Genomic DNA, 11,839 nt, shown 5'->3' with positions numbered 1-11,839 from the left:
GCCGATCTACGGCCCCTGGCGGTACTACGGGATGCCGCTATCAACCCTGGAGGCCGATTTGGAGGCGGGGCTACTGTGAGCCCCTATCAACCCCGAATGACGAAGAACCAGTTTTTCGAGCGGCTCGGCCGCGGCGCTGGCTGGCGGCACCACCTCTTTCATCTGCTTCGTGCCGCAATGGAAGGGGCACCCGATCGCCGCCACCGCGGCCGGCTACGAGGCCCGGGCGCGGGCCTCGCGGGCCGATTACAGCTTCCATCAGATCATCACCGACCCGACGCCCGACGTGCTGGAGCGGGAGGTGCCGGCGCTGGTGGCCCGCGGCATCCGCAGCCTCAAGGTCTTCCTGACCTACGATCCCCTGCGGCTCACCGACGGGCAGTTCCTGGAGGTGCTGGCGACCGCCCGGCGCTTAGGCGCCTTCGTGACGGTGCATTGCGAGAACTACGACGCCATCGGCTGGCGCATCCGCGCGCTGCTGGAAGCCGGCCTCACCGACCCGCTCCAGCACGCCTGGGCCCGGCCGCCGGTGGTCGAGCGCGAGGCGACGCACCGGGCCATCGCGCTCGCCGAACTCGTCGACCAGCCGATCCAGGTCTTCCACGTCTCCTGCGACGAGGCGGCCGAAGAAATCGCCCGGGCCCGGGCCCGCGGCGTCAAGGTCTGGGGCGAGACCTGCCCGCAATACCTGACCCTCTCGACCGACGACCTGGCCAAGCCCGATTTCGAGGGCGCAAAGGTGGTGTGCTCGCCGGCCCTGCGCGCGCCCGGCGAATCTGAGCGGATCTGGGCCCGGATCCGCGAGGGGACGCTCGACGTCGTCTCCTCCGACCATTGCGGCTTCTCCTTCGCCACCGCCAAGCGCGATCCCGGCAGCAGCGGCTACGGCCAGGGCGGCGCGAAGGCCCGGCCCGACGGGATGCCGGCGTTCAACGCGATCCCGAACGGCGTGCCGGGGATCGAGACCCGGCTGCCGGTGCTCTTCTCCGAAGGCGTGTCGACTGGGCGGATCGACCTGCCGACCTTCGTGCGCCTGACCTCGACCAACGCCGCCCGCCTGTTCGGGCTCGCCGGCCGGAAAGGGACGCTGGCGCCCGGCGCCGATGCCGACCTCGTGCTGTGGAACCCGGACGCCGAGCGGGCGCTGACCAATTCGGACCTGCACCACGCGATCGACTACACCCCCTGGGAGGGGATGCGCCTGAAGGGCCTGCCCACGATGACGATCCGGCGCGGCGAGATCGCGGTGCGCGACGGACAGGTGCTGGCCGAGCCGGGCTCGGGCCGGTTCCTCGCCCGCGGCCCCTACGCGCTCGCCACGCCGTCGGGCCGGGTGCCGGACGGGTTCGACGCGGCGGCCCGGCGCTGACGCCCTGGACGTCGGCCGCGCCCTCACCGACCATGCCGGTTTCCTCGGGAGAACCGGCATGGCGACCGTGAGACTGTGGAGCGACGCGGAGGCCGAGGGCCATCCCCGCGTCAAGGCGGTGTTCGACGACATCCGGGCTTTGCGCCGCTCGGATTTCATCAACAATTTCTGGCGCGCGCTCGCCAACCAGCCGACGGTGCTGGAGCGGACCTGGGCCGACCTCAAGCAGGTGATGGCCGCCGACGGCGCCCTCGACCCGCTGACCAAGGAGCTGATCTACATCGCGGTCTCGACCGCCAACGGCTGCAGCTACTGCATCCACTCCCACACCGCCGCGGCGCGAGCCAAGGGCATGACCGAGGCGCAGCACGGCGAGCTGCTGGCGGTGATCGGGATGGCGAACACCACGAACGTGCTCGTCACCGGCATGCAGGTGCCGGTGGACCGGGAGTTCGAGGTGTAGGGCGAACCATGGTTGGCGCGACCGTGTGAGCGGCTTCAGAGGGTGGAGACCGATGGTCGACGCCCGCATGGCCCCGACCGGCATGTGCGGAAAACCTTCCAATCCCGGTTTCCGTCTACGGCATCACTCCGACAGGGTTTGTCGTGCGCATTCCACGGCGGAGATCGGTCGGCTGGCCGGCTGGCCGGCACCCCGCCGTCAAGCACATGTTTTCCGTACAGCCGAGTCTGAAATGCCGGATGGCCGTCCGGAGTGGTGCGCAGGTCTTGGGCTGCTACCCGAAACCCGACGTTCAGCTTTCATGGCGCGCCTCTCGAGTGACTCGCACGATGGGCTACAGGGCAGCTCAGTTGCCGCAGATCAGGTGAGCCAACGGCGATATGCCAATGGCTCGCCAGTGTGGAATAGCCCATCCCGCTCAGCGGCCGTTCGCCAGGATCTGCAAGGAATTGGCGATCTGGTTTTGCCGGACGCTAGCGATGACACTGAAGGCTTCGATCTGCGCGTTGGCGCGGCCCGCTTTCGGTCCTCTGACGAAGCCGAAGGTGAGCGTATCGACATTCTTGTTCGACGCGCTGAGCAACGAACCCGGCCCCTCGAAGGTCGTCAGCTTCCAGGTCGGTCCTGTCGCAGCCAGCTGAGTTTCGACGGTGAATGAGACGGATCCGCCGAAGACCCCATTGGATCCAGTTTGATCCCATCGCTTGAATGGCCCAGATGTATTCGACATCGCAAATATTTGCTTTATGCCGAGATTTCCTGCCAAATTTGTATCAGCTGGAAGATCGCATCTTTTATTTCGGATTGATTGGCTCAACTCAGCAAGTGAAAAGGTGAGATATGTCGTGAAGTTTTGCACGCGTGTGCGTTCGTAGGAAAAGCCCGTCGCGAATGTAAGCGGGTTCTGGATGAAGGAGAATGAGGGCGCCAACTTGCCGTCCTGCGTCACGGACAGGCTCAACTCAACGACCGCTTGAATATCTTGCTCAATGATCTTAATTCTATCCTGCTCGGCTGCAAAATCACCAGCAACTTCGATCAGTTCGCAGCGGATACGCTGCACTATCGAGGCGACAGTGGGAGCCGTCTCCGTTTCTGAGATGCGATTATACGGAACGTCGAAGGCTGGCACTGTATCCACACAGCCCGCCATCCATGGGCACACGATCAGGATAGAACCAGCTATAACAAGCTTCTTTGGTAAATTTGGAAGGATCATCATCAGCCTCCCACCTTGTCAATCTGATAATCTGTTCCAAACTCGTCGAATACCTCTCCCCACAATACGTTAGTTAGGCGAACTGGGCCGTAAACTAGGATCCTACCACCAATTCTATAAATCTTTCCAGGAATTTTTACGCCCCTATTTCTTTTGCTATTTACGAGATCGTCGACATAATTCTCTAGCTGTTGATCCCGGCTGGCTTGCTGAGGATCGATTAGATTATTTAATACAAAATCCGTTGCAACATTACTCTGCACAGTCGCTAAGTCACTAGCGAATTCTGCCGCTGGCGGCGGCGAAGGTGGCGGCGCCGCCACCTCCTTTTTCTCAGCGAAAGGCCTGAGATAGCTCAACAATCTCTCGAGTAAGTCAATGTACACAAGGAGCATGGTCGGACCCTTGTTGTAGCGACAAATCGAACTCATCAAATTTTGGAAATTATATCAACCGGACGCCAACGCAAAATTGGTGATAGTGACTTTATTAACACAGTCGGCGCCTTACCGATCGTTCCGGCTTCTTGGATAATTTATTTTGCTAAAATATATTTATTCGCATGCTCTTGAATTTCATCAGCGATCGCGATTTTGGCAGCGTTGATCAGGAATACCCACATAAGACGGATCCGCACGTTTGAATTAGCTCACTTGAACATCAAATACTCGACGGTCCACTATTCGCATGATATCGAAAGCGCATATCTTTGTCTGAAGCATCGGGCCGAGTTGACGGTCTAGAGACCATTGCAGACGATGCCAAGCATTAGTAGCGTAGACGTCATTCCGTTCTGGGGAAACCAGTCCCTGCCGAAATATCTATGCAGCATCAAGCATCTCTTTCGCCGGATATTCTCGAAGGGTTTCATCGGGGATACCAACCGGCGCCCTGTCGGCTCGATTGTGCTTTGTCATATAGCTTGAGGCGATTTGCGGCTCTCAGTAACGGGCGCTCTGATTTATCTAGGTTGAGAGGTTAGGCAGCCTGAGCGTGAAAGCGCAAGCGGCGGTCGATGCAGATTTGGCTTTTGATCCGTACCCGCTCGTAAGTATATTTCTTACAAAAGCAGATCGACGGTTTTCGGCTACCTTCAGTCTTTTGGGGTTGATCAAAACACCCGGCAAGCGGACGCTCTCACGGTCCGCGAAGGTTCGAAAGCAGCCGCCCGTCACGGTCAACCCGACAATGAAGGACCGTCTAGCCGGCTCGTTGGGAGGATGGTAACCACGCCCCGTCATTTGGCCAGCGAGCGGCGTCGCGTATCAGCTCCAAGTCGTGTGGACACGACACACTCCGCCAAGCCCTCAGGCCGGCGGGGTTCGCGCCCTTCCTCCAGCCATCCAGATCAGACAGCAGGGTTCCCTTGCCGGTCATCCTGATTGTCGAAAAACACCTGTTTTCCGACACCTGAGCGTGACATCCCGAATGGCCGCGAGCGGCCGAATGCGGCCCCGGGCCGCCCCACCCCAGCCTACGCGGCGAGCGCCATCGCCTTCGTCTCGGGCGTGGCGAGCATCGCGGCGACGCCCACCACGCTCGTCGCGATGACGTACCAGGCCGGCGCGAGGGGATCGCCGGTGACACCGATGAGCCAGGTCACTACCAGCTGCGTCGTGCCGCCGAACACCGTGACGACGAAGGCGTAGGCCACCGAGAGGCCGGCGCTGCGCACGCTGCGCGGCAGCAGTTCGGGGATCGCCACCAGGCTCGCGGCGGCGCTCATGGCGCTGAGGGCTGCCAGCAGCGCCGACATGCCGAGCAGCGTCGCCGGGCCGGGCACCCGTGTCATCAGCAGGAAGGCAGGATAGGCGGCGACGAGCAGCAGGACCCGCGGCACGATCATCACCCGGCGCCGGCCGTAGCGGTCGCAGAGGAGGCCCGCCACCACCGAGAAGACCAGGATGCAGGCGCCCACCACCGCCGTCGCGGCGATGGAGAGGCCCGCCGGCAGCTTCAGCGTCGTGATCGCGTAGGTGGTCATGTAGTTGCCGACATAGGTCGAGACCGTGCCGCAGAGCAGGATCGGCACGACCAGCGCCAGGATGCGGCCGTGGTTCTGCAGCAGCCGCACGAGCACCGCGCCGGTGGTCGCCTCGGCGGGGCCGGCGCTCTCGCCGGCGGTCTCGGGCATGGCGCGCCGGATGTAGAGTCCGACCGGGATGATGAGCAGGCCGAGGAGAAACGGGATCCGCCAGCCCCAGTCCTGCATCTGGTCGGGGCTCAGGCCCAGCGACAGCAGCACGCCGACCGTGCCGGCGCAGAGCGTCGCGAGGCCCTGGCTGGCGATCTGCCAGCTGGCATAGAGGCCGCGCCGGCCCGCAGGCGCGCTCTCGATGAGGTAGGCGGTGGAGGGGCCAACCTCGCCGCCGAGCGCGAAGCCCTGGATCAGGCGCCCGATCACCACCAGGATCGGCGCGGCCATGCCGATCGTCGCGTAACCGGGCGTCAGGGCCAGCATCAGCATGCCGACCGCCATCAGGGCGATGGTCAGCATCATGGCGGGCTTGCGGCCGGCCCGGTCGGCATAGGCGCCGATGACGACGCCGCCGATCGGCCGGGTGACGAAGCCGATGCCGAAGGTCGCCACCGAGGCGAGCAGGCTGACCCAGGCATCGCCGGCCGGGAAGAAGGTCCGGCCGATCGCGACGGCGAAGAACGCGTAGGTGGTGAAGTCGTAGAATTCGAGGGTGTTGCCGATCACCGCGGCGACGACGCCGCGCCGGCGCGCCGCCTCGTCCGTCACGCGGGCGGGTGGCGTCTCGGCTCGGGCCTCGTCGAGAATGGTGGTCGTCATGGTCGCTCCTCCGGACGTTGCGCAGGCTTCTTCACGCGGGAGCCGTGCGCTCCCGGCGTAGCGCCGGGCCAGGGTCAAGCCCCGGCCGTCCTCCCGCCTGTCGTCGTTTCGCCGACCCTGGAGACGGGACGGGCCCGTCTCCAAGACCGTTCGGGAACGGAACCATTCCCAAGAGGAATGACGCGAGAGAGCGTCACGATCGCATCGCACACGGTACGCGAAGAAGCTGCCCAGAGAGTCGCCGCCCCTTCCCGCCCACGACCTCATCCTGAGGCGTTAGCCGATTGAAAATCGGCTGACCTCGAAGGAGGGTTCCAGAAGTCTCAGAGCTGACTGGAGCCCTCCTTCGAGGTCAGTCCATGAAGGATGGACTGACACCTCAGGATGAGGTTGCAGATAGGACGAGCCCAGCGAACTTGGGTCGTACGCCAAATTTTCTACGACCACCCGGCATCCACTTCGTCAGAGAATGCTCCGGGGTCAGGCCGCGCCGGCCTCCCCGCGAAACACGTCTTCCATCTCCCGCCGGAACCGGATCGCCGGGTCGTCTCCCGAGAACGACACGTCGTCCCAAGCGACCGGCTGCCCGGCGGCGACCGGGCGGGTGAGGGTGAGGCCGTGCGCCAGCCCGATCGGCAAGCCGCCGGCCGCGAGCGAGTCCCGCGCCGGCATCAGCCGGCCGTAGACGGTGTAGCCCCCCTCCCCGTCCAGGCGCTCGCCGGCCTTCAGGTCGCGCTTGGCGGTCGCCACCACGTCGCCGGAAAAACCCCGCGTGGTGCCGGTGGGCTCGGCCCGGACCGCGATGCTGGCGACCGACAGGCCGAGCTCGAGCCCGATCAGGTGGTAGGGCTTGTACATCGCGCTGTAGCGCCCGCTCGGGTCGGTCTTCAGGCCGTACTCCGCAAAGCACTTGCGGACGTAGTCGGACGGCGCCTCGAAGGTGGCGTAGACGCCCCAGCGCAGGTCGCGGAAGACCGGGCGGCCGTCGCGCTCGAGCGACGACACCACCTCGACGGTCCCGTCCACCGGCAGGATGCCGCCGGCCGATCGCGGGCGCAGCAGGGTCGGCAGGTCGTCGACGCCGCAAGCCGGGAAGGCGAGGCCGGCGGGCGGCGGCGTCAGCTCGCAGGCATTGGCCACCGCCGCCATCTCCAACGCCGACTTGGTGCCGTCGAGGAAGGAGTTGAACATCTGCGGGTTGAAGTCGCCGCCCGCGACCTGCTCCTCGGTGAAGCCGTAATGGCCCCACACCGTGTCGGGGGTCGAGGCGTGGTAGACCGGCAGGTACTTGGTGCCCTTGCCGGCGCAGACCACGCGAAACCCCGCCGTGCGGGCCCAGTCGACGATCTCGGCGATGAGCGCCGGCTGGTCGCCATAGGCGAAGGAATAGACGATCCCGGCCTCCGCCGCCCGGCGGGCGATGAGCGGGCCGGCCAAAGCGTCGGCCTCGACGTTGACCATCACGATGTGGCGCTTGTGCCGGCAGCAGGCGAGCGCGTGGCGGATGCCGGCGCCCGGATGCCCGGTCGCCTCGACGATCACCTCGATCCCGTCGGACGCGATCAGCCCTTCCGCGTCGTCGGTGATAAAGGTCGTGCTCTCGCGCAGCGCCTCGGCGACGCTCCTCGCGCCGTAGCGCTCCGCCGGCCAGTCGACCCGGGCGAGCGCGGACCGCGCCCGCTGCGGATCGAGATCGGCGATCCCGACGACGTGCAGCCCCGGCGTGCGCGGCGCCTGCGACAGGAACATCGAGCCGAACTTGCCGGCCCCGATCACCCCGATCCGCACCGGATTCCCGGCTTCCGCCCGCGCGGCGAGCTTGTGGTACAGGCTCATGTCCCCTCCCCCGGGCGGCCGCCGGCCGCCCTCGGCGTTTCCCTCGGCGCACGTTGCGGGCGCCGTTGCGGCAAGCGTCACGGATCGGCAGCATGAGGTCAACCGGCGCGGATGGCCGGGCGGGGATGGGGTACGGACATGGCCTTCACCTTCGCGCGGCTGACCCCGGAGCTCCTGATCGCCGACCTCGCGGCGAGCCTGCGCTTCTGGGTCGACCTGATCGGCTTCCGCGTCGCCTACGACCGGCCGGAGGACGGCTTCGCCTATCTCGATCTCGACGGGGCGCAGGTGATGCTGGAGACGCGCAATCCCGCATCGCGGCAATGGGAGACCGGGTCGCTGGAAGCGCCTCTGGGCCGGGGCATCAATTTCGAGATCGGCGTCCCGGCGGTGGAGCCGATCCTGGACCGGCTGGAGGCGGCGGGCTGGCCGCTCTTCATGGCGGTCGAGGACAAGTGGCACCGGGCCGGCGCGATCGAGGTCGGCCAGCGCCAGTTCCTGGTGCAGGACCCGGACGGCTACCTACTGCGCCTCGGTGCAAAGCTCGGGGAGCGGCCCGCGAGCGGGCGGGCGCCTTGACCCCGGATCCGCGTCAGATCTCGATCTCCGTCCCCACCTCCACCACCTGCCGGGCCGGCACGCAGAAGAAGGCGCCGGTGCGCTCGCCGTTGCGCATCATGAAGGCGAACAGGGTCTCGCGCCATGCCGCCATGCCGCGGTGGTCGCGCTTGGGGATGACCGTCTCGTGGCCGACGAAGACCGTGACGTCCTCGACGAAGTCGGCCGGCAGGCCGCGATGGGCGACCGCGCAGGCGAGGCCGTCGGGGATCGAGGCGTCCTCCATGAAGCCGTAGCGGAGCGTGACGCGGTAGAGGTCGGGGGCGATCCGGGTCACCTCGGCGCGCTCGGATTCCGGCACCACCGGCATCTCCTCGTAGAGCGCGGTGACGATGGTGCAGCGGGCCGGCAGGGCGTGGCTGCGCTCCAGGAACCGGGTCATGTGGAGCGGGATGCCCTTGGTCGCCGCCGACAGGAACGCCCCCGCCCCGGGCAGGCGGATCGGCGGCTGCGCCTGCAGGGCGGCCAGGAACGCGCCCTCGTCCTGGCGGGCGCCGACCCGGTGGGCCTCGATCAGCCGCGTGCCCTGGAGCCAGGTCAGCATCGTCACGGCGACGATGGCGGTGAGCACGAGCGGGTACCAGCCGCCCTCGAACACCTTCACGCTGTTGGCGGCCAGGAACACGAGGTCGATCAGCAGGAACACGCCGTTGACCGCGAGCACCAGCAGCGGGTTGAAGCCCCAGCGCCGGGCGATGAGGGCGGCGAGCAGCGTCGTGATCGCCATCAGCAGCGAGACCGCGATGCCGTAGGCGCCGGCGAGCGCGTCCGAGGTCTCGAAGATCAGGACGGCGCTCAGGGTGGCGGCGGCGAGGAGCCAGTTCACCGCCGGCACGTAGATCTGGCCCTGCGCGTCGCGGGCGGTGTGGACGATGCGGATGAAGGGCAGGAAGCCGAGCTGGATCGCCTGCTGGGTCAGCGAGAACACGCCCGAGATGATCGCCTGCGAGGCGATGACGGTGGCGAGCGTCGCCAGCCCGATCAGGGGGTAGTGCGCCCAGTCGGGGGCGAGGTGGTAGAACGGATTCTCGATCGCGTCGGGCTCGGCCAGCAGCACGGCGCCCTGCCCGAAATAGTTGATCACCAGCGCCGGCAGCACCAGGCCGAACCAGGCGAGCCGGATCGGCCGGGCGCCGAAATGGCCGAGATCGGCATACATCGCCTCGCCGCCGGTGACCGCCAGGAAGGCGGCGCCGATCATCGCGAAGCTGACGTGCCAGCCCGCATGGGTCAGGAACTCGACCGCCTTGAGCGGATTGAGCGCCGCGAGGATCTGCGGCGCGTGGAGGATGCCGCCGATGCCGAGCAGCGCCAGGACCGCGAACCAGACCAGCATCACCGGCCCGAAGATCCGCCCGATGAAGGCCGCGCCCTTGCTCTGGATCACGAAGAGCCCGACCAGGATGACGAGGGTGATCGGCACCACCGCGCGGGCGAGGCCCGGCGCCTCGACCTTCAGCCCCTCGACGGCGCTGAGCACCGAGATCGCCGGGGTGATCGCGCCGTCGCCGTAGAGCAGCGCGGCGCCGACGAGGCCGACGACCAGGAGGAGCCCGGCCCGGCTGCGCGGCTCGGCGTGGCGGGCGCCCAGCAGCGCCAGCATCGCCACGATGCCGCCCTCGCCGTGGTTGTCGGCGCGCAGGATCAGCACCGCGTACTTGAGCGACACGACGACGAGGAGCGCCCAGAGGATCAGCGACACCGCGCCGACCACCGCGGCGGGCTCGGCCTGGCCGTGGCCGGCCGCCCGGACCGCCTCCTTGAAGGCGTAGAGCGGGCTCGTGCCGATATCGCCGTAGACGACCCCGAGGGCGCCGAGCACCAGGGCGGGCTTCAGGCGCCCGGCCGGCTCCTGCGCCGCCGGCTTCGATGCGGTGTCTTCATCCGCCGTGACGAGCTGACCCACGGGCGCCTCCGCCGGCACGCCCGGGCGCCCCGGGCCCCGCTGCCGCATCGAGGAACGCGGATCGGGGCGCGGGGCTCCACCCCCTCCGCGGCTTAGGCGAGGAAGTTATGCCCTCACGTCGAGAAGGCGGCGCGCGACGTCGTCGGCAGCCCTCAAGGTCGCGGCGTTGAGGCGGACCTGCATGCGAGCGCCTACCAAGTCGGCGGCGGTGGCGAGGTCGTTTCCGGCCGGTTCAAGGCTGGTCCCGGCCCGGGCGAGGCGCCCGGCGGCCATGTCGAACCGGCGGGATGCGGCCAGGAGGCCGGAGGTCGCGGTACGGAGGGCGTCGTTCATCGGAAGTCTCCCGAGGCCGGAAGCGTACTGCGGATGCATGGCGACATGGTTCAGGACATCGCTCGCATTCGAGCGGTCCGTTCCCCGGCCACCGCCATTGATGGGAGCGCTACCGGCCGGACGGCCCGAAGGGACCCATCCGCCCCGCCCGCGTTGTCCCGGCGAGAAAGCTCTCACAAAGGACGTGGACATGACGGAAACCGTGCTGATCGCCGGCGCCAGCGGCATCGTCGGCAGCGCTGCCGCGGCGGTGATGCGCGAGGCCGGCTGGACGGTGCTGGGGCTGGCCCGCAGCCCGAGCGCGCAGAAGGGCGTGACGCCCGTGGTCGCCGACCTGCAGGACCCGGAGAGCCTGCGGGCGGCGCTCGCCCCGCACCGCCCGACCCGCCTGGTGCTGTCGACCTGGATGCGCCGGCCGACCGAGGCCGAGATGATCCGGGTCAACGGCGCGATGGTGCGCAACCTCCTCGACGCCCTGCGGCCGGCCGGCACCCTGCGCCACGCCGCCCTGGTGACCGGCCTCAAGCACTATCTCGGGCCGTTCGAGGCCTACGGGAAGGGCGCGGTGCCCCAGACCCCGTTCCGCGAGGAGCAGGGACGGCTGCCGGTCGAGAACTTCTACTACGCGCAGGAGGACGAGGTCTTCGCCGCGGCCGGGCGCGACGGGTTCTCATGGAGCGTGCATCGCCCGCACACGATCATCGGCAAGGCGGTCGGCAACGCGATGAACATGGGCACCACGCTCGCCGTCTACGCCACGCTCTGCCGCGAGACCGGGCGGCCGTTCCGCTTCCCCGGCTCGGCCATGCAGTGGAACGGCCTGACCGACATGACCGACGCGCGGCTTCTCGCCCGCCACCTGCTCTGGGCCTCGACGGCGCCGCAGGCGCGGAACCAGGACTTCAACGTGGTGAACGGCGACGTCTTCCGCTGGAGCTGGATGTGGGGCCGGATCGCCGCCTGGTTCGGGATCGAGCCCGCGCCCTTCGACGGGACGGTCCGGCCGCTGGAGCGGCAGATGGAGGGCGACGCCCCGCTCTGGGCGAAGATCGCGGAGAGGCACGGCCTCGCCGAGCCGCGGCTCGAGCGTCTCGCCTCGCCCTGGCACACCGACGCGGATCTCGGCCGGCCGATCGAGGTCGTCACCGACATGGGCAAGAGCCGCCGCCTCGGCTTCCTCGACTACCAGCCCACCGACGACGCCTTCCGCGACCTGTTCGGCCGCCTGCGGGCCGACCGCCTGATACCCTAACACACCGTCGCCCCGCCGCGCCGCGGCCGGGCGACGACAAATCGGG

General features: G+C 67.5%; 9 protein-coding genes and 1 pseudogene. 4 read left to right on the top strand and 6 right to left on the bottom strand.

All coding sequences use genetic code 11. The annotated features are described in order from the left end of the window. Positions 1-121: 121 nt before the first annotated feature. Both hydA and HPY23_RS07705 read left to right on the top strand, forming a co-directional pair. A pseudogene (gene hydA / locus HPY23_RS07710) lies at positions 122-1,369 on the top strand (dihydropyrimidinase); the annotation flags it as partial. A 58-nt stretch (positions 1,370-1,427) separates the two neighbouring features. After that, complete coding sequence (locus HPY23_RS07705; protein ID WP_091888832.1) at positions 1,428-1,832, top strand: carboxymuconolactone decarboxylase family protein; 405 nt, start codon at positions 1,428-1,430, stop codon at positions 1,830-1,832. Positions 1,833-2,250: 418 nt separating this feature from the next. Here the strand turns inward: HPY23_RS07705 and HPY23_RS07700 are convergent, their stop codons facing one another. The 4 genes from HPY23_RS07700 to HPY23_RS07685 all read right to left on the bottom strand — a co-directional run bounded on the left by HPY23_RS07700 (position 2,251) and on the right by HPY23_RS07685 (position 7,684). Then, the gene (locus HPY23_RS07700; protein ID WP_139235001.1) at positions 2,251-3,054 is read right to left on the bottom strand and encodes a hypothetical protein; all 804 of its coding nucleotides are present in this window, start codon (positions 3,052-3,054) and stop codon (positions 2,251-2,253) included. Next, positions 3,054-3,410, bottom strand: coding sequence for a hypothetical protein (locus HPY23_RS07695; RefSeq protein ID WP_139235000.1), 357 nt, complete (start codon positions 3,408-3,410; stop codon positions 3,054-3,056). Before HPY23_RS07695 ends, HPY23_RS07700 begins: the two co-directional genes overlap by 1 nt. Positions 3,411-4,525: 1,115 nt before the next feature. Further along, positions 4,526-5,848: an MFS transporter gene (locus tag HPY23_RS07690; protein WP_091888830.1), complete on the bottom strand. Its 1,323-nt coding sequence runs from the start codon at positions 5,846-5,848 to the stop codon at positions 4,526-4,528. Positions 5,849-6,328: 480 nt separating this feature from the next. Next, a complete protein-coding gene (locus tag HPY23_RS07685) occupies positions 6,329-7,684 on the bottom strand; it encodes an NAD(P)H-dependent oxidoreductase (RefSeq protein ID WP_091888828.1) in 1,356 nt (451 codons plus the stop codon). 138 nt (positions 7,685-7,822) lie between these two features. Here HPY23_RS07685 and HPY23_RS07680 point away from each other — a divergent pair, with 138 nt between their 5' ends. Further along, the gene (locus tag HPY23_RS07680) at positions 7,823-8,263 is read left to right on the top strand and encodes a bleomycin resistance protein (protein ID WP_091888826.1); all 441 of its coding nucleotides are present in this window, start codon (positions 7,823-7,825) and stop codon (positions 8,261-8,263) included. Positions 8,264-8,276: 13 nt separating this feature from the next. On the opposite strand, the gene HPY23_RS07675 is transcribed toward HPY23_RS07680, so the two are convergent. Continuing rightward, on the bottom strand, positions 8,277-10,256 hold the full coding sequence (locus tag HPY23_RS07675; RefSeq protein ID WP_091888824.1) for a potassium transporter Kup: 1,980 nt from the start codon (positions 10,254-10,256) through the stop codon (positions 8,277-8,279). Positions 10,257-10,313: 57 nt separating this feature from the next. After that, positions 10,314-10,541: a hypothetical protein gene (locus tag HPY23_RS07670; protein WP_060848429.1), complete on the bottom strand. Its 228-nt coding sequence runs from the start codon at positions 10,539-10,541 to the stop codon at positions 10,314-10,316. Positions 10,542-10,731: 190 nt separating this feature from the next. Here HPY23_RS07670 and HPY23_RS07665 point away from each other — a divergent pair, with 190 nt between their 5' ends. Next, the gene (locus tag HPY23_RS07665) at positions 10,732-11,793 is read left to right on the top strand and encodes an SDR family oxidoreductase (RefSeq protein ID WP_091888823.1); all 1,062 of its coding nucleotides are present in this window, start codon (positions 10,732-10,734) and stop codon (positions 11,791-11,793) included. The last annotated feature ends 46 nt before the right edge of the window (positions 11,794-11,839 follow it).

It is taken from the genome of Methylobacterium ajmalii, from assembly GCF_016613415.1.
GTDB classification, from domain to species: domain Bacteria; phylum Pseudomonadota; class Alphaproteobacteria; order Rhizobiales; family Beijerinckiaceae; genus Methylobacterium; species Methylobacterium ajmalii.
Note: the sequence above shows the minus strand (reverse complement) of the source record. Positions and strands in the feature narration are given on the sequence as shown.